The 20,476-nt window shown below is 49.1% G+C and carries 22 protein-coding genes and 3 pseudogenes; 11 read left to right on the forward strand and 14 right to left on the reverse strand.

The genetic code is table 11. The features are described from left to right. The first annotated feature begins 143 nt into the window (after nucleotides 1-143). Genes A7090_RS07515 through cmoB form a run of 5 tightly spaced genes read left to right on the forward strand, consistent with a single transcriptional unit; the run spans nucleotide 144 to nucleotide 3,725 of the window. On the forward strand, nucleotides 144-710 hold the full coding sequence (locus A7090_RS07515) for a hydrolase (RefSeq protein ID WP_105273542.1): 567 nt from the start codon (nucleotides 144-146) through the stop codon (nucleotides 708-710). Further along, nucleotides 707-1,525, forward strand: a complete 819-nt coding sequence (locus tag A7090_RS07520) for a DUF72 domain-containing protein (RefSeq protein ID WP_105273543.1) — start codon at nucleotides 707-709, stop codon at nucleotides 1,523-1,525. Before A7090_RS07515 ends, A7090_RS07520 begins: the two co-directional genes overlap by 4 nt. A gap of 52 nt (nucleotides 1,526-1,577) precedes the next feature. Continuing rightward, on the forward strand, nucleotides 1,578-1,973 hold the full coding sequence (locus A7090_RS07525; RefSeq protein WP_000252971.1) for an MAPEG family protein: 396 nt from the start codon (nucleotides 1,578-1,580) through the stop codon (nucleotides 1,971-1,973). A gap of 40 nt (nucleotides 1,974-2,013) precedes the next feature. After that, on the forward strand, nucleotides 2,014-2,757 hold the full coding sequence (gene cmoA / locus A7090_RS07530; RefSeq protein ID WP_105273544.1) for a carboxy-S-adenosyl-L-methionine synthase CmoA: 744 nt from the start codon (nucleotides 2,014-2,016) through the stop codon (nucleotides 2,755-2,757). After that, a complete protein-coding gene (gene cmoB / locus A7090_RS07535; RefSeq protein WP_105273545.1) occupies nucleotides 2,754-3,725 on the forward strand; it encodes a tRNA 5-methoxyuridine(34)/uridine 5-oxyacetic acid(34) synthase CmoB in 972 nt (323 codons plus the stop codon). The genes cmoA and cmoB overlap by 4 nt, the downstream gene beginning before the upstream one ends. Before the next feature lie 207 nt (nucleotides 3,726-3,932). Here cmoB and A7090_RS27230 read toward each other — a convergent pair. The 3 genes and pseudogenes from A7090_RS27230 to A7090_RS07550 all read right to left on the reverse strand — a co-directional run. Next, a pseudogene (locus A7090_RS27230) lies at nucleotides 3,933-4,013 on the reverse strand (trimethylamine-N-oxide reductase 2 domain protein); the annotation flags it as partial. A 146-nt stretch (nucleotides 4,014-4,159) separates the two neighbouring features. Then, nucleotides 4,160-4,906, reverse strand: a complete 747-nt coding sequence (gene cutC, locus A7090_RS07545) for a copper homeostasis protein CutC (protein ID WP_105273546.1) — start codon at nucleotides 4,904-4,906, stop codon at nucleotides 4,160-4,162. A gap of 13 nt (nucleotides 4,907-4,919) precedes the next feature. Further along, nucleotides 4,920-5,486 (reverse strand): VOC family protein, encoded by a 567-nt coding sequence (locus A7090_RS07550; RefSeq protein ID WP_105273547.1) that lies wholly within the window; start codon nucleotides 5,484-5,486, stop codon nucleotides 4,920-4,922. 215 nt (nucleotides 5,487-5,701) lie between these two features. On the opposite strand from A7090_RS07550, the gene argS reads away from it, so the two are divergent. Further along, entirely contained in the window at nucleotides 5,702-7,435 is a 1,734-nt protein-coding gene (argS, locus tag A7090_RS07560) for an arginine--tRNA ligase (protein WP_105273548.1), read from the forward strand. 41 nt (nucleotides 7,436-7,476) lie between these two features. On the opposite strand, the gene A7090_RS26485 is transcribed toward argS, so the two are convergent. After that, nucleotides 7,477-7,521 (reverse strand): hypothetical protein, encoded by a 45-nt coding sequence (locus A7090_RS26485; protein ID WP_215112134.1) that lies wholly within the window; start codon nucleotides 7,519-7,521, stop codon nucleotides 7,477-7,479. A gap of 133 nt (nucleotides 7,522-7,654) precedes the next feature. Beyond that, nucleotides 7,655-8,080 (reverse strand): annotated as a pseudogene (gene tnpA / locus A7090_RS07565) (IS200/IS605 family transposase); the annotation flags it as partial. A 7-nt stretch (nucleotides 8,081-8,087) separates the two neighbouring features. On the opposite strand from tnpA, the gene A7090_RS07570 reads away from it, so the two are divergent. Together A7090_RS07570 and uspC are read left to right on the forward strand one after the other, a co-directional pair. Beyond that, complete coding sequence (locus A7090_RS07570) at nucleotides 8,088-9,296, forward strand: RNA-guided endonuclease InsQ/TnpB family protein (RefSeq protein ID WP_105273549.1); 1,209 nt, start codon at nucleotides 8,088-8,090, stop codon at nucleotides 9,294-9,296. Nucleotides 9,297-9,503: 207 nt separating this feature from the next. Next, nucleotides 9,504-9,932 (forward strand): universal stress protein UspC, encoded by a 429-nt coding sequence (uspC, locus tag A7090_RS07575; RefSeq protein ID WP_105273550.1) that lies wholly within the window; start codon nucleotides 9,504-9,506, stop codon nucleotides 9,930-9,932. A 6-nt stretch (nucleotides 9,933-9,938) separates the two neighbouring features. Here uspC and otsA read toward each other — a convergent pair whose 3' ends face one another. The 5 genes from otsA to araF form a co-directional block, all read right to left on the reverse strand. Beyond that, the gene (gene otsA, locus A7090_RS07580; RefSeq protein ID WP_105273551.1) at nucleotides 9,939-11,363 is read right to left on the reverse strand and encodes an alpha,alpha-trehalose-phosphate synthase; all 1,425 of its coding nucleotides are present in this window, start codon (nucleotides 11,361-11,363) and stop codon (nucleotides 9,939-9,941) included. After that, on the reverse strand, nucleotides 11,338-12,138 hold the full coding sequence (gene otsB, locus A7090_RS07585; RefSeq protein WP_105273552.1) for a trehalose-phosphatase: 801 nt from the start codon (nucleotides 12,136-12,138) through the stop codon (nucleotides 11,338-11,340). Before otsB ends, otsA begins: the two co-directional genes overlap by 26 nt. Before the next feature lie 164 nt (nucleotides 12,139-12,302). Next, a complete protein-coding gene (gene araH, locus A7090_RS07590; RefSeq protein ID WP_105273553.1) occupies nucleotides 12,303-13,289 on the reverse strand; it encodes an arabinose ABC transporter permease AraH in 987 nt (328 codons plus the stop codon). A 14-nt stretch (nucleotides 13,290-13,303) separates the two neighbouring features. Continuing rightward, nucleotides 13,304-14,818 (reverse strand): arabinose ABC transporter ATP-binding protein AraG, encoded by a 1,515-nt coding sequence (gene araG, locus A7090_RS07595; protein ID WP_105273554.1) that lies wholly within the window; start codon nucleotides 14,816-14,818, stop codon nucleotides 13,304-13,306. Nucleotides 14,819-14,887: 69 nt separating this feature from the next. Beyond that, complete coding sequence (araF, locus tag A7090_RS07600) at nucleotides 14,888-15,877, reverse strand: arabinose ABC transporter substrate-binding protein AraF (RefSeq protein ID WP_105273555.1); 990 nt, start codon at nucleotides 15,875-15,877, stop codon at nucleotides 14,888-14,890. Between the two features lie 795 nt (nucleotides 15,878-16,672). Here araF and A7090_RS07610 point away from each other — a divergent pair. Further along, complete coding sequence (locus A7090_RS07610) at nucleotides 16,673-17,176, forward strand: non-heme ferritin-like protein (RefSeq protein ID WP_105273556.1); 504 nt, start codon at nucleotides 16,673-16,675, stop codon at nucleotides 17,174-17,176. 76 nt (nucleotides 17,177-17,252) lie between these two features. Here A7090_RS07610 and yecJ read toward each other — a convergent pair whose 3' ends face one another. Then, complete coding sequence (gene yecJ, locus A7090_RS07615; protein WP_000082120.1) at nucleotides 17,253-17,504, reverse strand: DUF2766 family protein YecJ; 252 nt, start codon at nucleotides 17,502-17,504, stop codon at nucleotides 17,253-17,255. Nucleotides 17,505-17,773: 269 nt separating this feature from the next. Here yecJ and ftnA point away from each other — a divergent pair, with 269 nt between their 5' ends. Further along, complete coding sequence (gene ftnA / locus A7090_RS07620; protein ID WP_000917208.1) at nucleotides 17,774-18,271, forward strand: non-heme ferritin; 498 nt, start codon at nucleotides 17,774-17,776, stop codon at nucleotides 18,269-18,271. A 37-nt stretch (nucleotides 18,272-18,308) separates the two neighbouring features. On the opposite strand, the gene A7090_RS07625 is transcribed toward ftnA, so the two are convergent. Next, the gene (locus A7090_RS07625; protein ID WP_105273557.1) at nucleotides 18,309-18,548 is read right to left on the reverse strand and encodes a YecH family metal-binding protein; all 240 of its coding nucleotides are present in this window, start codon (nucleotides 18,546-18,548) and stop codon (nucleotides 18,309-18,311) included. A 187-nt stretch (nucleotides 18,549-18,735) separates the two neighbouring features. On the opposite strand from A7090_RS07625, the gene tyrP reads away from it, so the two are divergent. After that, complete coding sequence (gene tyrP / locus A7090_RS07630) at nucleotides 18,736-19,947, forward strand: tyrosine transporter TyrP (protein ID WP_105273558.1); 1,212 nt, start codon at nucleotides 18,736-18,738, stop codon at nucleotides 19,945-19,947. Nucleotides 19,948-20,008: 61 nt separating this feature from the next. Here the strand turns inward: tyrP and yecA are convergent. Both yecA and A7090_RS07640 read right to left on the reverse strand, forming a co-directional pair. Beyond that, a pseudogene (yecA, locus tag A7090_RS07635) lies at nucleotides 20,009-20,185 on the reverse strand (UPF0149 family protein YecA); the annotation flags it as partial. Between the two features lie 38 nt (nucleotides 20,186-20,223). After that, nucleotides 20,224-20,476: transposase domain-containing protein (locus A7090_RS07640; RefSeq protein ID WP_241957265.1), on the reverse strand; the 253-nt coding region annotated here is incomplete at its 5' end.

Below are 20,476 nucleotides of genomic sequence, written 5' to 3' on the forward strand. Positions count from 1 at the left end.
TATATCGGACCTGAAATCAGACTCTACGCCAGTTTGCTAAAAAGGTGTTGCCCGAACTCATAAAAATTAACAAAATTTGTCGTTCTGCCATCGGCTAATCGCATTAAGGTGAGAGGCACGATTTTGTTTTGTCAGGAGTCATCATGCTTGAACTTAATGCTAAAACCACTGCGCTGGTGGTGATTGATTTACAAGAAGGCATCTTGCCTTTTGCCGGTGGTCCGCATACTGCCGAGGAGGTGGTTAATCGCGCCGGGAAACTGGCGGCGAAATTTCGCGCAAGCGGTCAGCCCGTGTTTCTGGTGCGCGTTGGCTGGTCTGCCGATTACGCCGAAGCATTAAAACAGCCGGTTGATGCCCCCTCTCCCGCTAAAGTGTTGCCCGAAAACTGGTGGCAACATCCTGCTGCATTAGGTGCAACCGACGGCGATATCGAAATCATTAAACGTCAATGGGGTGCGTTTTACGGTACGGATCTGGAATTGCAGCTGCGCCGCCGCAGTATTGACACCATCGTCTTATGTGGGATCTCGACCAATATTGGTGTTGAATCCACCGCCCGCAATGCCTGGGAACTCGGTTTTAATCTGGTGGTTGCCGAAGACGCCTGCAGTGCTGCCAGCGCCGAACAACACAATAACAGCATTAATCATATCTACCCGCGCATCGCCCGCGTGCGTTGCGTGGAAGAGATCATCAACGCGTTATGATTTACATCGGTCTGCCGCAATGGTCGCATCCTAAATGGGTGCGGTTGGGGATAACTAGCCTTGAAGAGTATGCCCGCCACTTTAACTGTGTGGAGGGCAACACCACGCTATACGCCCTGCCGAAACCCGAGGTTGTCTTGCGCTGGCGTGAGCAGACGACAGATGACTTCCGCTTCTGTTTTAAGTTTCCGGCGACCATTTCGCATCAGGCTGCATTACGGCATTGCGATGATTTAGTGACAGAATTTTTGACTCGTATGTCACCGTTGGCTCCTCGCATTGGGCAATACTGGCTGCAACTGCCTGCCACATTCGGTCCACGGGAGCTACCTGCGCTTTGGCATTTTCTCGATTCTCTTCCTGGCGAATTTAATTATGGCGTGGAAGTGCGTCATCCGTTGTTTTTCACCAAAGGAGAAGAGGAACAAATGCTTAATCGCGGTTTACATCAGCGCGGCATTAATCGGGGGATTTTAGACGTCCGCCCAATTCATGCAGCACGTCCGCATAATGAAGCCATTCGCGACGCTCAACGGAAAAAACCTAAAGTTCCGGTACATGCTGTACTGACGGCGACAAATCCGCTGATCCGTTTTATCGGCAGTGATGATATGACGCAAAACCGGGAATTATTTCAGGTCTGGTTACAAAAATTAGCGCAGTGGCACCAGACCACGACACCTTATCTTTTTTTACATACGCCAGATATTGCCCAGGCACCGGAACTGGTAAATACCCTGTGGGAAGACTTACGTAAAACGCTCCCAGAGATCGGAGCAGTTCCGGCTATTCCACAGCAATCTTCTCTTTTCTGAATTTGCCACCTATCATAGACAAGTGCCATCGGCCATTTTAAAGGGAGTTTGTATGGTAAGCGCGCTCTATGCCGTTTTAGGTGCGTTGTTATTAATGAAGTTCTCTTTTGATGTTGTTCGCCTGCGTATGCAGTATCGCGTTGCCTATGGCGACGGTGGTTTTAGCGAACTGCAAAGCGCTATTCGCATTCACGGCAATGCGGTGGAATATATTCCCATCGCAATTGTGTTGATGCTGTTTATGGAAATGAATGGCGCTGAAACCTGGATGGTGCATATTTGTGGCATCGTTTTGCTTGCTGGTCGTCTGATGCATTATTACGGTTTTCATCACCGTCTGTTCCGCTGGCGACGTTCCGGCATGAGCGCCACCTGGTGTGCGCTGTTGCTGATGGTGCTGGCGAATCTTTGGTATATGCCCTGGGAGTTGGTTTTCTCCCTGCGTTAGCGCACAATACGCCACTTTCTTTTTCCCGGATTTTTACGTTATGTCTCACCGCGACACGCTATTTTCTGCCCCTATCGCCAGACTGGGCGACTGGACCTTTGATGAACGGGTAGCTGAAGTCTTCCCGGATATGATCCAGCGTTCCGTTCCCGGCTATTCCAATATTATTTCCATGATTGGTATGTTAGCCGAACGCTTCGTTCAACCTGGTACGCAGGTTTACGATCTGGGTTGTTCTCTGGGCGCGGCGACGCTCTCGGTGCGTCGCAACATTCATCATGATAATTGCAAAATTATCGCCATCGACAACTCCCCGGCAATGATTGAACGCTGCCGTCGCCATATTGACGCCTATAAAGCCCCTATTCCAGTAGACGTTATTGAAGGTGATATTCGCGATATCGCCATTGAAAACGCGTCGATGGTGGTACTGAATTTTACCCTGCAATTCCTGGAACCCTCTGAGCGCCAGGCGTTACTGGATAAAATTTATCAAGGGCTGAATCCGGGCGGCGCACTGGTGCTTTCGGAAAAATTCAGTTTCGAAGATGCCACAGTTGGTGAACTGCTGTTCAACATGCACCACGACTTTAAACGTGCCAACGGCTACAGCGAACTGGAGATCAGCCAGAAGCGCAGCATGTTGGAAAACGTAATGCTGACCGATTCCGTTGAAACCCATAAAGCACGCCTGCATCAAGCCGGTTTTGAACATAGCGAGCTGTGGTTTCAGTGCTTTAACTTTGGTTCACTGGTGGCATTAAAAGCAGAGGACGCTGCATGATCGACTTTGGTAACTTCTATGCTCTGATTGCCAAAAATCATCTTTCACACTGGCTGGAAACGCTGCCTGCGCAGATTGCCAGCTGGCAGCGAGAACAGCAGCACGGGCTGTTTAAGCAGTGGTCCAATGCTGTAGAATTTCTGCCTGAAATTAAACCGTATCGTCTTGATTTACTGCATAGCGTGACGGCAGAAAGCGAAGAACCACTGAGCGCCGGACAGATTAAGCGCATTGAAACGCTGATGCGCAACCTGATGCCGTGGCGCAAAGGGCCGTTCTCGCTGTATGGCGTCAACATCGATACCGAATGGCGTTCCGACTGGAAATGGGATCGTGTTCTGCCCCATCTTTCTGATTTAACCGGGCGCACGATTCTGGACGTCGGCTGCGGCAGCGGTTATCACATGTGGCGCATGATTGGCGCAGGCGCACATCTGGCGGTGGGAATCGATCCTACGCAACTGTTCCTCTGCCAGTTTGAAGCAGTGCGTAAATTGTTAGGTAACGATCAACGGGCGCATCTGCTGCCGTTAGGCATTGAACAACTTCCGGCGCTGAAAGCCTTTGATACCGTCTTTTCGATGGGCGTGCTTTATCATCGTCGTTCACCGCTGGAACATCTCTGGCAGTTGAAAGATCAACTGGTGAATGAAGGCGAACTGGTGCTGGAAACGCTGGTTATTGATGGCGATGAGAACACGGTGCTGGTACCAGGCGATCGTTACGCGCAAATGCGTAATGTTTATTTCATCCCGTCAGCGTTGGCGTTGAAAAACTGGCTGAAGAAGTGTGGTTTTGTTGATATCCGCATTGCGGATGTGAGCGTTACCACTACAGAAGAGCAGCGACGCACCGAGTGGATGGTTACCGAGTCTCTGTCCGATTTCCTCGACCCACATGATCCGAGTAAAACGGTAGAAGGTTATCCTGCGCCTAAACGCGCGGTGCTGATTGCGCGTAAGCCGTAAAAATTTAGCGCCCACTTCCGGGCACTGAGATTGATGACAAACGCAAAAACTGCCTGATGCGCTACGCTTATCAGGCCTACTCATCTCCTGCAATATATTGAATTTGCACAACTTTGTAGGCCGGATAAAGCGTTCACGCCGCATCCGGCATGAACAAAGCACACTTTGTCAGCAATTTAGCGCCTGTTTCCAGGCGCTATTTACGTCTTATGCCTGAACAGCTGGCTGATCAAACGCCGTTAACGTCGGCGCATTGCCCGTATATTTTTCGATATATACCAGCGCATTTTTCACCGAAGCAGCGCGGAAATCGCCATAGCGAGCAAATCGTTCATTATTTATACTGCCAGAAGATAAAAAAAGACCCCTGTTGAAATAGCAGGGGCCTGGTACGAGCAAGCATCATATTGGGCGACATGATGCAACGGTAAAAATCATTTGGCCTGATGACGTTCAATGATTCCTTTCATTTCAGCAACCGCTGCCCCGTCTACGACATAACACGAATACTCGTCCGCGTGTGCATCTGATGACATGGACAATCCCTGATTACGATAACGCATCGGTGAGGCTTGCCACGCTCCCGCAGAGCTATGGACTTCCAGCACTCCGGCATCGAGGAAATGGTGCAGGTTTTCTGCACGAACTCCTGCTCCGTCCATAATGATTGGAGCATTACGATGGGCAATAAGTTCCATAATTTTTGATAAACCTTGCAGTGCATCTGATTTTTGCCCTGATGTCAGTACCCGGGCAATGCCCAATTCCGCAAGATTATTGAGTGCATTTAAAGGGTTAGCGCACATATCAAAGGCGCGATGAAAAGTAACAGCCAGTGGACCGGCAGCAGCCATTATTTTTCCCATTCGTGGCATATCGACATTCCCGTCAACATCGAGAACGCCCGTCACCAGTCCAGGAAAACCTAATTCGCGGACTGTGCGCACATCCTCAAGGATGGCGGCAAACTCACCGTCGCTGTAGCAAAAATCACCACCGCGTGGACGGATAATCGGGTGCACAGGGATCGTCACCCGCTGGCGCACGGATTTCAGTACCCCCAACGACGGCGTTAAGCCCCCCTCTTTTGGGGCTGCGCATAATTCAACTCTGTCTGCGCCGTTTTGCTGCGCCGTTAGCGCGCATTCCATGCTGTAACAGCAAATTTCCAGTAATGCCATTTTTGCTCCTTAATTACGCCGACAACTCGCTGGCAACGATCTCTTCAATGGACCATGGATGAAATTTAATCGTTGTTTTGCCATCGGTGACCGCCAGCGTCGGATTTGGTAATCGCTCATGCTCACCTTTTGGCGAACTGGTTTTAACTGAGATCCCCGGCAAGCTGAGTCCTTCATCAGAAAGCAATGCCAGCGCACGGGCATTAAGCGTTTCAGGATCACCAGGCAGAACGATTTCAATATGTTCCCAACCTTCCTGCGGGTAACGTTTTTCCCCAGGCCACGGTAGCTCCACAATTGAAAACAGCCAGTGAGCAACCTGTATCGGTTCATGCAATTTAAACAGACAAATCGGTCTGCCATTGATCATATTTTCTGACAAAAGCTCGCCGCACTGTTCAAACCCGTGACGCCAGCGTTCAGCGGTGGCGTTTTGATGGCAACGCAAAGAAATGTGATCGGCAGTCAGCGGAGTGATATCCAGCCCCAGACGGCGGGAAAGTTCATCTAATGCGTGGGTAAATCGCGGTAAATCCGATGCAATATCCTGCAGCTCGTCGATAGATTGCCAGTTCGCCATAATCACTCTTCGTCTTTCAGTAAAAGCGTTAATTTACCCTGTTGGCCTGCGCCAACCAACCGCTGCTTTCACGCCGCTCTTGATGCAATAGTGAAAACGGCAATACGCCACGCGCACGTTGCTGACGAAAACAGCCATTTGCAGTATACTCCCGCCCTAATTTCTTTAACTGGTGCGGGCAATTTTTGCTCGCTTCATCAATGTAAGGTATTCCGGTGAATATTCAGGCTCTTCTCTCAGAAAAAGTCCGTCAGGCCATGATTGCGGCAGGCGCGCCTGCGGATTGCGAACCGCAGGTTCGTCAGTCAGCAAAAGTTCAGTTCGGCGACTATCAGGCTAACGGCATGATGGCAGTTGCTAAAAAACTGGGTATGGCACCGCGACAATTGGCAGAGCAGGTGCTGACTCATCTGGATCTTAACGGTATCGCCAGCAAAGTTGAGATCGCCGGTCCAGGCTTTATCAACATTTTCCTTGATCCGGCATTCCTGGCTGAACATGTTCAGCAGGCGCTGGCGTCCGATCGTCTCGGTGTTGCTACGCCAGAAAAACAGACCATTGTGGTTGACTACTCTGCACCAAACGTGGCGAAAGAGATGCACGTCGGTCACCTGCGTTCCACCATTATTGGTGACGCGGCAGTACGTACCCTGGAGTTCCTCGGTCACAAAGTGATTCGCGCAAACCACGTCGGCGACTGGGGCACTCAGTTCGGTATGCTGATTGCATGGCTGGAAAAGCAGCAACAGGAAAACGCCGGTGAAATGGAGCTGGCTGACCTTGAAGGTTTCTACCGCGATGCGAAAAAGCATTACGACGAAGATGAAGAGTTTGCCGAGCGTGCACGTAACTACGTGGTAAAACTGCAAAGCGGTGACGAATATTTCCGCGAGATGTGGCGCAAACTGGTCGACATCACCATGACGCAGAACCAGATTGCCTACAATCGTCTCAACGTGACGCTGACCCGTGATGACGTGATGGGTGAAAGCCTCTACAACCCGATGCTGCCGGGTATCGTGGCAGATCTCAAAGCCAAAGGTCTGGCAGTAGAAAGCGAAGGCGCAACCGTCGTATTCCTTGATGAGTTTAAAAACAAGGAAGGCGAACCGATGGGTGTGATCATTCAGAAGAAAGATGGCGGCTATCTCTACACCACCACTGATATCGCCTGTGCGAAATATCGTTATGAAACACTGCATGCCGATCGCGTGTTGTATTACATCGACTCCCGTCAGCATCAACACCTGATGCAGGCGTGGGCTATCGTCCGCAAAGCAGGCTATGTGCCGGAATCTGTACCACTGGAACACCACATGTTCGGCATGATGCTGGGCAAAGATGGCAAACCGTTCAAAACCCGCGCGGGTGGTACAGTGAAACTGGCCGATCTGCTTGATGAAGCCCAGGAGCGCGCACGCCGTCTGGTGGCAGAGAAGAACCCGGATATGCCAGCCGATGAGCTGGAAAAACTGGCTAACGCAGTTGGTATTGGTGCGGTGAAATATGCGGATCTCTCCAAAAACCGCACTACCGACTACATCTTCGACTGGGACAACATGCTGGCGTTTGAGGGTAATACCGCGCCATACATGCAGTATGCCTATACGCGTGTATTGTCCGTGTTCCGTAAAGCAGAAATTAACGAAGAGCAACTGGCCGCAGCTCCGGTAATCATCCGTGAAGATCGTGAAGCGCAACTGGCAGCTCGCCTGCTGCAGTTTGAAGAAACCCTCACTGTGGTTGCCCGTGAAGGCACGCCGCACGTGATGTGTGCTTACCTGTACGATCTGGCCGGTCTGTTCTCTGGCTTCTATGAGCACTGCCCGATCCTTAGCGCAGAAAACGAAGAAGTGCGTAACAGCCGTCTGAAACTGGCACAACTAACGGCGAAAACGTTGAAGCTGGGTCTGGATACGCTGGGTATTGAGACAGTAGAGCGTATGTAATCGATTTTTCGTGAAAGTAAGGCCTGAGCAGGGTTACCTGCTCAGGCTTTTTTATTGCCACCTAAATGTATTCTGAAAATGGACATGCCATCGTTTTCTCACTGTTGGGTAAAAAGTCAGAAGCGTAATATCCAGCCTTCGGAAACGGTAATTTACCCGGTGCGCCGTAAAACCCCATCCTTCAGGGCAGGGATATAAGGCGCGGTTTTTCACCTGACCAGGTGTTTGCTGTTGTTCAATGTATTGGCGGATGACGGATATTGTCGCACCTCCGCAGCTACTGGCAAAATAGCCAGGACTCCACAAAACGCCTTTGTAGTAATACCTGACTGCAATATCTGGTCGATCTCGTCGCAGTAACCTACTCGATACGCCTTTGAGGCTGTTTACCAGACTGGATATCGCCAGTTTGGGAGGATAGTTAATTAACAAATGGACGTGATCTGGTGCGCCATCCATTTCAACCAGTTCAGCTTCAAAATCAGCACATACATTTGAAAAGTCAGTGCGTAGTTTTTCTGTCGCGTCATGGTCAAAAATCTGGCGTCGGTATTTGGTGACAAAGACCAAGTGAACATGCATCAGGAAAACACAATGTCTTCCACGCCGGATATCGGTTTCTTTTTTCACAGACCAAAGTATAATTTAACCTGTGAAACGACTACAGGCATTTAAATTCCAGTTAAGACCCGGTGGTCAACAGGAGCGTGAAATGAGGCGCTTCGCAGGCGCATGTCGTTTCGTTTTCAATCGCGCTCTGGCACGTCAGAATGAGAATCATGAGGCCGGTAATAAATACATCCCTTACGGGAAAATGGCTTCCTGGCTGGTTGAGTGGAAAAATACCACTGAAACGCAATGGCTTAAAGATTCGCCCTCACAGCCATTGCAACAGTCACTGAAAGACCTTGAGCGGGCTTACAAAAACTTCTTCCAGAAGCGTGCGGCTTTTCCCCGATTCAAAAAGCGGGGACAGAATGATGCATTCCGCTACCCGCGGGGCGTTAAGCTCGATCAGGAAAACAGCCGTATTTCTCTGCCGAAACTAGGCTGGATGCGCTACCGGAATAGCTGTCAGGTCACGGGTGTTGTGAAAAATGTCACTGTCAGCCAGTCCTGCGGTAAGTGGTACATCAGTATTCAGACTGAAAGTGAAGTATCCACTCCGGTTCACCCTTCAGCATCAATGGTCGGACTGGATGCTGGCGTGGCTAAACTCGCCACGCTGTCAGATGGCACAGTCTTTGAACCTGTAAACAGTTTTCAGAAAAACCAGAAGACGCTGGCGAGACTTCAGCGACAGTTAAGCCGCAAGGTCAAATTCAGCAACAACTGGCAGAAGCGGAAACGCAAAATACAGCAACTGCATTCCCGTATCGCAAATATCCGCAGAGACTACCTTCATAAAGTCACAACGACAATCAGCAAAAACCACGCAATGATTGTCATTGAGGATTTGAAGGTAAAACACATGTCAAAGTCAGCGGCTGGTACGATAAGTCAGCCGGGGCGCAATGTCCGGGCAAAATCAGGTTTAAACCGTTCGATACTGGAGCAGGGCTGGTATGAAATGCGCCGTCAGCTTGAGTACAAGCAGCGCTGGCGTGGAGGTCAGGTACTGGCAGTGCCGCCAGCGTACACAAGCCAGCGTTGCGCGTGCTGTGGTCATACCGCGAAAGAAAATCGCCTGTCACAAAGTAAATTCGTGTGTCGGGCTTGTGGATATACAGCGAACGCCGATGTAAACGGCGCTCGTAACATTTTAGCGGCGGGGCACGCCGTACTTGCCTGTGGAGGGATGGTGCAGTCAGGCCGCCCGTTGAAGCAGGAACCCACCGAAATGATTCAGGCGACAGCCTGAACGTAGCAGGGATCCCCGTCCTGCAGGGCGGGAGGATGTCAATTTCCTATAATTACAGTTGAATCACATAATCACAAAGAGTAATTAATTAAATTTACTAATAACCAGGCTAATATTTACCTGTTTTACCGAATTGGAATTGCGTCGTTTCTCCATTAAGAGTAAAGCTTAAATGTCACCTGAAGTTCACCGAATAAGGAACAGGTTATGAGCTATAGCAATATTCTTGTCGCCGTTGCGGTTACACCGGAAAGTCAGCAACTGTTGGCAAAAGCGGTATCTATTGCCAGGCCAGTAAAGGGACTCATCAGTTTAATGACTCTCGCTTCCGACCCGGAAATGTACAATCAATTAGCTGCACCGATGCTTGAAGATTTACGCAGCGTGATGCAGGAAGAAACGCAAAGCTTTCTTGATAAGTTAATTCAGGATGCGGGATATCCCGTTGACAAGACTTTTATTGCCTACGGTGAGTTAAGCGAACATATTCTGGAGGTTTGTCGCAAACATCATTTCGATTTGGTGATTTGCGGTAATCATAATCACAGTTTCTTTTCGCGAGCATCCTGCTCGGCGAAAAGAGTGATTGCCTCAAGTGAGGTCGATGTGCTGTTGGTTCCACTTAAGGGAGATTAACAGCACCTACGCAAGCTTTGGAAAGGTAGCAACTTTATCGCGCTGCTGGCTTTCCGCGCTTCGCGGGACTATCTGCTTTAGGTCGCTAATGAAGCACTCCTGCCAGTGGTTAATATCGTTTTTCACGATAACGTCCAGCATTTCTGCATGACGGGAGATACGCTCTGCCAGCGACATAGTCAATGCACGATCCAGCGCAGCTGCAACTTCGTCACGATCGTAGGGGTTAACAATTAACGCCGACGTTAACTCGTTTGCCGCTCCCGCAAATTGCGAAAGAACAAGAACGCCCGGGTTGGCTGGGTCCTGAGCGGCAACATACTCTTTTGCCACCAGGTTCATCCCGTCACGCAGTGGCGTCACTAAACCCACGTCAGAGTAGCGGAATATTTTCATCAGTAATTTACGGTCAAAATGTTGATTCAAATAATAAAGCGGCGTCCAGCCTAATTGCCCGTATTTACCATTAATTCGTCCGGCTTCATTTTCAAGCTGATGACGAATATCCTGATAGGCTTGCACATCACCACGCGACGTTGGCGCAATCTGGGTATAACGAATTTTACCGTGATGCTGCGGATATTTTTCCAGCAACGCTTCATAGGCGAGAAAACGCTCCGGCAACCCTTTGGAATAATCCAATCGTTCGACAGAAAAGATATTTTGTACGTTTTTTAGTTCCGCTTTGAGTTGCGCCAATTTTGACGGCAGTGGTCCGGCAGCCTGTTTGGCTATTTCTTTCGGCTCAATGCCGATCGGGTAAACGGCTGTTCGAAACGCTTTGCCGCAGGCCGTATGGCTTTTTGCGCTACGCGTCGTGACGCGGGTCAGGTTAGAAAGGCAATCCAGGAACGCCAGGCGATCGTTTTCTGTCTGGAACCCCAACAAATCATAATCACAAAGCTGTTCAAGCAAGGTGTCATATGTCGGCAGCGCGTTGAAGATTTCCGGTGTCGGGAAAGGAATATGCAGGAAGAAACCAATGCGATTATTCACTCCACGTTTGCGTAATTCATGCGCAAATGGCAACAGGTGATAATCGTGGATCCAGATAATGTCATCGTCTTGCAATAGCGGCAGTAATTTATCTGCCAGCAATGCATTTACGCGTAGATAGCCGTCCCAGGCTGAACGCTGAAATTGCACCAGATCGAGCCGATAATGAAAAGCTGGCCAAAGAACGGCATTGGAGAATTGATTGTAGTATTCGTCAAGGTCCTGTTCGCTGAGATTAAAAGAAGTCCACGTAATGTTACCCTTTTTCACCTTTTTTAGCGGCTGAGCCTCATTCCCTGTTTCGCCACTCCAGCCAAACCACAGTCCACCTGCGGCTTTCAGTGCCCCCAGTATGCCAACGGCAAGGCCACCGGCACTGGCGGCGTGCTCATCTGGTGGTGCAATCCGGTTAGATACTACGACTAAACGACTCATAGTCATCACTCCTGTTATTTTCTCTTTTTTGTTGTAATGCGGTGGTTATCATCTCCAGCCAGCTCCAGACATCCGGTACGCCCGCCAGTCGCCATGATGCCTGAGTTGCGCCTGTGCCAATTTTTACTGACATTCCACCCAGCCGGTTAACGGCTGCGAAGCCAGACTCATCGGTTAAATCATCGCCCAGAAATACGGGCGTTCGCCCGATAAAGGGAGCTTCCTGCATAAAGGCTGCAATCGCCTCACCTTTACTGCTACCTCTCGGTTTGATCTCGACAACACACTTTCCCTGCTGTAACGCCATTTGTGGCCAGACCTGAATAATACGTTGCGCTAATGTCATTAATGCGTCTTCATGCTGCGGAGCCTGACGATAATGCAGCGCAAAAGCTATCCCTTTCGCCTCCAACTCCGCACCAGGGTACTGAGCGATAGCCGTATGCAGCTGCACGCTAATATCACGCGCAATTGCATCCGGCAGATGAACGATATGCGTTTTACCATTGATGTCACGGCGCTCCGCCCCATGCACGCCCGCTAACGGGAAGCGATAAGGTTTTGCCAGTGCGTCAAGCTCTACCATTGAGCGCCCTGATATCAATGCCAATGCACCATCACTTGCAGTTGCCAGTAGCTGAAGTCCTTGCAGAATATTGTCAGGCACGACGACCTGATCGGGATGCGGTTTGATTTCTGCCAACGTTCCATCGAGATCAAAAAACCAGGCATATTTCGCGGATAGTTCAGGGGTCTCGGTTAACGGTTCTGTCACCCGGTCTCCTCCTTCTCTTTTCTTATTGTGTTGCGCAGAACGCGCTTTACAGACATGTAAGTATAGACAGTGTGACGGGGGGCGCCATTTGCAACTAAGAACAGCCAACCGTTGTGGCGGCTGGCTGTGGTGGGAAAAGTGCTAAATTGTTGTAGAAAACAGCATCAGACAGTGCGTTTCGCTTTTTGCTTGTAACGGTCGAAGATCACCGCCGCCAGCAGGATTAAGCCGCGAACCACGTACTGCGCGAAAGGAGAAATATTAAGCAGGTTCATGGCGTTCTCCACAGTGCCTAAAATTAAGATACCCGCCACCACATATGAGATTTTTCCGATGCCGCCTTTCAGAGAAACGCCACCTAAAACACAGGCAGAGATAACAATCAGCTCATAACCAATCGACGTCATTGGCTGCCCGCTGGTCATACGTGAAGCCAGAATAATTCCGGCTATCGCTGATACCAGGCCTGAGAGAACAAAGATAATAATTTTGGTGCGAACAACCGGTACACCCGCCAGACGCGCGGCCTCTTCGTTCCCGCCAATCGCCAGCGTGTTACGACCAAAGGTGGTTTTATTCAGCAGCAAACCAAAGATAATCAGACACGCGACGGTGAGCCAGATTGGCGCAGGCAGACCGAACCAGTTGGCGTAACCAAGGGCAAAGAAGCTTTCATCTTCGATACCGACCGCTTTACCATCTGAAATGATGTACGCCAGACCACGAACAATCTGCATAGTTGCCAGTGTCGTGATCAGGGCATTTATTTTCAGTTTGGCAATAACAAAGCCATTGACCAGGCCACAGAGAATGCCCAGCAGCAACCCCGCTGCCACGCCAACCCACAGGCTTTCAGTCAGGTTGATGACCACCGCCGTGGTGACACCCGCACAGGCAATTACGGAGGCGACAGAAAGGTCAAAGTCACCGGAGGCAAGGCAGAACAACATGCCACACGCCACCATCCCCGACATGGAGATTGCCAGTCCCAGCCCTTTCATATTAATGAAGGTGGCAAAATTTGGGACAAAAATGGCACAGGCGATAAAAAGCACCGCAAACACCACCAGCATGCCGTACTGATCCCAGATACGCCCGAAGCTGAATGACGACTTAGGTGCGCCAGAACCCGATGTAGAAACAGAAGACATCATACTCTCCTTACTCAGGCAACTGCCTGGCTGACTTTAGGCATCGCAAGGCTCAGTGCCTGACGTTCATCTGCCTGATCGTGTAACAATTCACCGGCGATTTCGCCTTCCCGCATCACCACAATCCGGTCGGCAACGCCGAGAACTTCAGGTAAATCGCTGGAAGCAAACAGCACCGCCACACCCTGCGCCGCCAGCGCATAAATCACGTTATATATTTCATGCTTAGCGCCAACATCAATGCCGCGCGTAGGCTCATCCAGCAAAATGACCTTCATCTCCTCCGATAACCAGCGGCCCAGAATGGCTTTTTGCTGATTTCCACCTGAGAGATTCATAATCAATTGCTCAGCGCCCGGCGTTTTTATGTTGAGTGAACGGATGTGGTGATCGGCATTGTTTTCTTCCCAACCGTTGTTGATTACACAACCGCCGAGCACATGTTTACGTCTGGCACTGATGTTGATATTGTCGCGAACGGAGTGCACAGGAATGATGCCTTCCGCTTTGCGATCTTCCGGGCAGAGCATCATGCCAGCGGCAATGGCGTGGCCCGGTTTACGGATATCGATCGGCTGCTGGTCGATATAAACCTGACCGGCGGTGATTTGCGTCCCGCCAAACATGCCTTTCATTAATTCGCTACGCCCCGCCCCTACCAGACCAAACAGACCGACAATTTCACCACTACGAACCGCCAGACTTATTGGCGTACGCACGCCTGGTGCTTTCACAGCATCAAGACGCAGCCGCTCCTTGCCATAACTACGCGGTTGCCAGCCGTAGATATCACCGATGTCGCGCCCGACCATCGCCTGCACCAGCGCGTCGTGATCAACCTGCTGCATATCGGTAAAGGTTTTGACATAACGCCCATCCTTAAAGACGGTGATGGCATCGCTGAGGGCAAATATTTCTTCCATACGGTGAGAAACGTATAAGATCACTCGCCCCTCTTTTCGCAGTTCACGAATAACGCGGAAAAGATTGTCAATTTCACGGGCAGAGAGGGAACTGGTTGGCTCATCAAAGGCGATGATTTTGGCATTACGCGCCAGGGCTTTGGCAATCTCAACCATCTGCCACTGACCAATAGAGAGATATTTCAGCGGCGTGTCCGGGTCAATATCCATACCAAGATGTTTCAGTTGTAAACCCGCCTCATAATTCAGCAATGAGCGATTCACAATGCCGCTTTTATGAGGAAGCTGGCCGAGATAGATGTTTTCTGCGACGGTCATTTCCGGCACGAGATGCAGTTCCTGGTAAATAATCGCCACCCCCGCGTTAAGTGCCGCTGTCGTGTCGGAAAAGGACATTTCTTGGCCATTAATCACTACCGAACCCGTGGTTGGCGCATAGTTGCCGCTGAGGATTTTTAAGAGAGTTGATTTTCCTGCGCCATTTTCACCCATCAACGCATGAACCTGACCGGCATAGCAGTCAAAACTAATATCCGTCAGCGCTTTAACGCCGGGAAACATTTTACCGATGCCGCGAAATGAGAGATACGGGGTAGACTGTTGCATAACGTCTCCGAGAATCACTGGTCGTTCACACCCCCTCTGCATAATGCAGAGGGGAATTTTTCCGGCAGATTACTTACCGCCTAAACCTTTTTTCTCCAGTTCTTCTTTAAAGTTGTCACGCGTGATCAGTACCACGTCGGTAACTTCGGTGAATTTTGGCGGTTCAACATCTTTTGCTACCCAGTTGTAAAGCATTTCGCTGGATTTATAGCCATGTATGTCCGGACTTGGCAGCAGGGAACCGTAGAAGCCGGTCGCCTGTGCTTTAGACAGTTCGCTTACTGCATCCACACCGTTAATACCAATACCAATGATATCTGCCGCTTTAAAGCCCTGGCCTTCCGTTGCGCGTACACCACCCAGCACGGTGTTATCGTTCATACCGACGATCAACCAGTGCTTAACTTCAGGATGCTGAACCAACATGGAGTTGGCAGCGTCAAACGCCCCCGGGATATCGTTAGATTTGGTGGGAACCTGATAAATTTGTTTTTCCGGGAATCCGGCCGCTTTCAGTGCGTCCATAGAACCCGTTGTACGCCGGCGGGCGGTATCCAGTTCGTTGGCGGTAATTGCCATCACGGCGCTTTCTTTGACATCCCAGCCCCGTTTCTGCATCTCTTTATACAGTTCCATGCCCTGACGTTCGCCAATTTTGGTCGCCGCCATCATCACCAACGGAACAGTATCCATCGGTTTACCTTTCGCGTTCACAAACTGGTCATCCACGGCAATCACTTTCATATCGTAACCACGCGCTTTCGCCACGATGGCAGAGCCGAGTTTCGGATCCGGAGTACAAATAACGAAACCTTTCGCGCCACTGGCAGCCAGGCTGTCGATAGCGTTCAATGTTTTTTCGCCATCCGGCACGGCAATCTTAATAACCTCAAACCCTAAATCTTTCCCGGCTTTATCGGCAAACTTCCATTCGGTCTGGAACCACGGTTCTTCCGGTTGCTTCACCAGGAAACCGAGCTTCAGATTCTCTGCTATAGCGGATTGTGACATAACGGCTGCCAGACCAATGGCTGCCAGGGCTTTAGTAAATTTGTGCATGGTTATCTCCAGCTCTAGTGTCGTTTTGTGTAGGGCAAAAACGAATAACTCTCGTTAATTTGATAGGAAAACAAAGCATTACCTTTTAACTAAAAGATAAGTAACTGTGTTGACATAGTTTTAGCGAGAAATTAATTCTCCATAGGAGAGCAACATCACATCGCAGAATTACAGTGAGAACGTGCATAAATTTAGCGGGAAAAGACATAAGCAAACACTTATTTATCATACAAATAATCAGATGCTCAGCAGATTAATCCATAAGATTAGCCAGGAAGTCCTTGTTGTCTTTGGCCCCATGCTGGATGTCTTCTTTTTAACCAGTCAATAGGCTGCATTGCCTGGCGTTGAACTTTTGAAATGGTGTAATAACAGCAAATGAAAAGTGTGGAAAATACGCATAATTCATTTCACCGTTAATTATCACTGCACTCATTAATTAACAGCACACGAATAATGAGAGCTATATCGCAAAAATAAAAAATGTTTTAAACAAAATCATCATTTCATCACAAGTTTAAATATACTGATTAATATCAACAAGATACAAAGACACCCTCATTAAAACCCATTGTAATGACATTGATTTTATCAATGAAATGTAAAAAAATATAAACTTGATGAGTTAAGGATTTTCTTATACCCATTCAGACGTTATGCTTATTTCAGATCATCGTCAGAATTGACTCCACGATCACATTTCGGACCGGCAGAAAGGAATTATTCTGCAAACAGTAATTATGGTGTTTTGATTTATCTTGCACCACTCCACTTCTGGATATAAGGATATTAGGTATGGCAACCGCTGGAATGCTTCTCAAACTCAACTCTCAAATGAACCGCGAGTTTTACGCATCCAATCTCTACCTTCACCTGAGTAACTGGTGTTCTGAACAGAGTCTAAACGGCACCGCCACTTTCCTTCGCGCCCAGGCACAAAGTAACGTGACCCAAATGATGCGCATGTTTAACTTTATGAAGAGCGTCGGCGCTACTCCTATCGTTAAAGCCATTGATGTTCCCGGTGAAAAACTGAATTCTCTGGAAGAACTGTTCCAAAAAACGATGGAAGAATACGAGCAACGTTCAAGCACTCTGGCACAGTTAGCCGATGAAGCGAAAGAACTGAATGATGATTCAACCGTCAATTTCCTGCGCGATCTGGAAAAAGAACAACAGCTTGATGGCCTGTTGCTGCAAACTATTCTTGATGAAGTGCGCAGTGCGAAACTTGCTGGTATGTGCCCTGTGCAGACCGATCAGCATGTTCTGAATGTCGTGTCGCATCAGCTGCATTGATCATCACCGGCGCTAATACATTGCGCCGGTGAATTTTTTGAGAACCGCTGCCTCATCTTGTTGAAGCAGCGGTTTTTTAATGGGATTCGCCCTGTGGGGTAAACTTGAGTTCAATCAGCGCGATAGCTTTTTGAATTGCCCGCATGGTAACCGGGTCTGCGGCGGCAGGATGGTGAGTAAAGTCGATATTCTTCAGCTGGCTGGACATTTTTTCGCGAACTTCAACGGGCGCGATCACATCGAGAACGTCGAGAATTTGTTTGATAACCAACTGGCAAGCAACCACATCAGAAACCAGTTCCTGATCGGCATTCAGCGGCTGTGACATCGTAAACTCCTGATAGCATTTTAAAAGCCGTTATAGTAGCGACTTCACATCTTCAGCGATAGCCACATCCACCGTCATCAGGCTACAAAAAACCAGCCGGAACAGTTTTTTTGTGGGAGATCTTCGCTGATTAAATAAATAGCGGTAATGCGTTTTATTCCCATTCTCATTTTTAATAAATGAAGTTTATATTTTACCTTTTGCAAATAATAAAATAACAAATTATAGTGACGCCACAGCAACAAATATAACCTTTGTGGAGCACTATCATGCTGAAACCAGAAATGATTGAAAAACTTAATGAGCAGATGAACCTGGAACTGTACTCTTCACTGCTTTATCAGCAAATGAGCGCATGGTGCAGCTACCATACCTTCGAAGGTGCTGCCGCGTTTCTGCGCCGCCACGCCCAGGAAGAGATGACGCATATGCAGCGTCTGTTTGATTATCTGACTGATACCGGCAATTTACCGCGTATTAATACCGTTGAATCTCCGTTTGCTGAATATTCCTCACTTGATGAATTATTCCAGGAAACCTATAAACACGAACAATTAATCACGCAGAAAATTAACGAACTGGCTCATGCAGCAATGACCAATCAGGACTACCCAACATTTAATTTCCTGCAATGGTACGTTTCTGAGCAGCATGAAGAAGAGAAGCTGTTTAAATCAATTATTGATAAACTAAGCCTGGCAGGCAAAAGCGGCGAAGGTCTGTATTTTATCGACAAAGAACTCTCAACCCTCGACACACAAAACTAATGCTCTCCGGCGGCAGGTTTCCTGCCGCCGTTTCAAATCAATGACGGCAAATCTTACTCTGATCGGTCGAAAAACCTTCTTCACAAGGAATAAATTTGCCTTTTGCCGCCAGAAACGCTACCAGCTCTCCCGCTGTCATCTCTTCTGCCGAACAGGTGTGAAAACGTGCTTGTTCACCAAAACGCGCTTTAATCGCAGCTTCCAGACTGGCATGCGTATATTGCTCGCCTGATTCAATCATCATATTTAACACTTCATGACCGTGAATAGAGTCCATCGTTCCTCCTCAAAAAAACCTGGCGTAGCGATTGCCGCTTATAAAGACTTTGCGCCAGCACAGGACCGAATGCTTTATTGTACACTTATATTTACAACATATGTAACGTCGATTTGACGAATCAGACGTAATGCCTTAACCTGCGCCGAAGATATCACTCATAAAGATCGTCAGGACAGAAGAAAGCGTGAAAAACAGAACTCTGGGAAGTGTTTTTATCGTGGCGGGAACCACAATTGGCGCAGGTATGCTGGCAATGCCGCTGGCTGCGGCAGGTGTTGGTTTTAGCGTCACGTTAATCCTGTTAATTGGGCTTTGGGCGTTGATGTGCTACACGGCGCTATTACTACTGGAGGTGTACCAGCATGTCCCGGCAGATACCGGTCTGGGCTCGCTGGCCAAACGCTATCTGGGACGTTACGGTCAGTGGCTAACGGGCTTCAGTATGATGTTCTTAATGTATGCTCTGACCGCGGCATACATCAGCGGTGCCGGTGAATTGTTGGCCTCCAGCATCAGCGACTGGACAGGTATTTCAATGTCGGCAACCGCTGGCGTACTGTTGTTCACTTTTGTTGCCGGTGGCGTGGTTTGTGTCGGAACTTCGCTGGTCGATTTATTTAACCGTTTTCTGTTCAGCGCCAAGATTATTTTTCTGGTGGTGATGCTGGTACTACTGCTTCCACACATTCACAAAGTGAATCTTTTAACCCTACCGCTGCAACAGGGGCTGGCACTGTCTGCAATCCCGGTGATTTTTACGTCGTTTGGTTTTCACGGTAGCGTGCCAAGTATTGTCAGTTATATGGATGGCAATATTCGTAAGCTACGCTGGGTGTTTATAATCGGTAGTGCGATCCCCCTGGTGGCATATATTTTCTGGCAGCTGGCGACGCTTGGCAGCATTGATTCAACAATCTTTATGGGATTGCTGGCTAATCATGCCGGATTAAACGGGCTGTTACAGGCGTTACGCGAAATGGTAGCCTCTCCGCATGTCGAGCTGGCGGTGCATTTATTTGCTGATTTAGCCCTCGCCACGTCATTCCTCGGTGTAGCGTTAGGTTTATTTGATTATCTGGCCGATTTGTTTCAGCGTTCAAATACCGTTGCTGGACGATTGCAAACTGGTGCAATTACCTTTCTGCCGCCATTGGCATTTGCACTGTTTTATCCACGAGGATTTGTGATGGCACTAGGTTACGCCGGTGTGGCACTGGCGGTACTGGCATTGATTATCCCTTCGCTGCTGACCTGGCAAAGCAGGAAGCACAATCCTCAAGCGGGTTACCGGGTGAAAGGTGGTCGTCCGGCGCTGGTAGTGGTGTTTCTCTGTGGTATTGCTGTGATTGGCGTGCAATTTTTGATTACGGCAGGGTTGTTACCCGAAGTGGGGTGATTAGATAGCCTCAAATTCCTTATTGGGTGCCAGAATTAACACTGGCACCCAATATGACCTCTTAATGCAGGCAGCACTGCTTAAATTTCTTACCACTACCGCACGGACAAGGATCGTTACGCCCTGGTTTCTCTTCTGCTTTAATTGGCTGCTGAACAGCTTTTTCCTGCGGATGCGCCATCCAGTACGCATGTAAATCAAGCGCTGCCAGTCGAATGGCATCTACGCTCTCTTCAAACGTAAGCGTGCAGCAAGAACCGTATTGACGGGGATGTGTTATTCAGTCGGCAGTGCTACGCGCCAGGGGAGCAGTTCGCCGACCCGGTTTATCGGCCAGTCGGCTATGACGTCAAGGACATAGCGGAGGTAGCTTTCTGGCTCCACTCCGTTCAGTTTGCACGTCCCGATCAGGCTGTACAGCAGCGCTCCCCGCTCTCCTCCATGATCCGAACCGAAGAACAGGTAGTTTGTAACCGGCTCATTTAAACCGTCTGGTCTGTTTCCTCCGGCTCTACAAAAATAATGTCCA

Source organism: Escherichia sp. MOD1-EC7003, assembly GCF_002965065.1.
GTDB lineage: Bacteria > Pseudomonadota > Gammaproteobacteria > Enterobacterales > Enterobacteriaceae > Escherichia.

What these genes read in the sequence shown, in the direction of transcription:
- A7090_RS07515 (WP_105273542.1), top strand. Translation starts at nt 144, where the DNA reads ATGCTTGAACTTAATGCTAAAACCACTGCGCTGGTGGTGATTGATTTA.
- cmoB (WP_105273545.1), top strand. Translation starts at nt 2,754, where the DNA reads ATGATCGACTTTGGTAACTTCTATGCTCTGATTGCCAAAAATCATCTT.
- A7090_RS07625 (WP_105273557.1), bottom strand. Translation starts at nt 18,548, where the DNA reads ATGGACTCTATTCACGGTCATGAAGTGTTAAATATGATGATTGAATCA.
- yecJ (WP_000082120.1), bottom strand. Translation starts at nt 17,504, where the DNA reads ATGTCACAGCCGCTGAATGCCGATCAGGAACTGGTTTCTGATGTGGTT.
- A7090_RS07550 (WP_105273547.1), bottom strand. Translation starts at nt 5,486, where the DNA reads ATGGCGAACTGGCAATCTATCGACGAGCTGCAGGATATTGCATCGGAT.
- A7090_RS07525 (WP_000252971.1), top strand. Translation starts at nt 1,578, where the DNA reads ATGGTAAGCGCGCTCTATGCCGTTTTAGGTGCGTTGTTATTAATGAAG.
- ftnA (WP_000917208.1), top strand. Translation starts at nt 17,774, where the DNA reads ATGCTGAAACCAGAAATGATTGAAAAACTTAATGAGCAGATGAACCTG.
- A7090_RS07610 (WP_105273556.1), top strand. Translation starts at nt 16,673, where the DNA reads ATGGCAACCGCTGGAATGCTTCTCAAACTCAACTCTCAAATGAACCGC.
- cutC (WP_105273546.1), bottom strand. Translation starts at nt 4,906, where the DNA reads ATGGCATTACTGGAAATTTGCTGTTACAGCATGGAATGCGCGCTAACG.
- A7090_RS07520 (WP_105273543.1), top strand. Translation starts at nt 707, where the DNA reads ATGATTTACATCGGTCTGCCGCAATGGTCGCATCCTAAATGGGTGCGG.
- araH (WP_105273553.1), bottom strand. Translation starts at nt 13,289, where the DNA reads ATGTCTTCTGTTTCTACATCGGGTTCTGGCGCACCTAAGTCGTCATTC.
- araF (WP_105273555.1), bottom strand. Translation starts at nt 15,877, where the DNA reads ATGCACAAATTTACTAAAGCCCTGGCAGCCATTGGTCTGGCAGCCGTT.
- cmoA (WP_105273544.1), top strand. Translation starts at nt 2,014, where the DNA reads ATGTCTCACCGCGACACGCTATTTTCTGCCCCTATCGCCAGACTGGGC.
- uspC (WP_105273550.1), top strand. Translation starts at nt 9,504, where the DNA reads ATGAGCTATAGCAATATTCTTGTCGCCGTTGCGGTTACACCGGAAAGT.
- otsA (WP_105273551.1), bottom strand. Translation starts at nt 11,363, where the DNA reads ATGAGTCGTTTAGTCGTAGTATCTAACCGGATTGCACCACCAGATGAG.
- araG (WP_105273554.1), bottom strand. Translation starts at nt 14,818, where the DNA reads ATGCAACAGTCTACCCCGTATCTCTCATTTCGCGGCATCGGTAAAATG.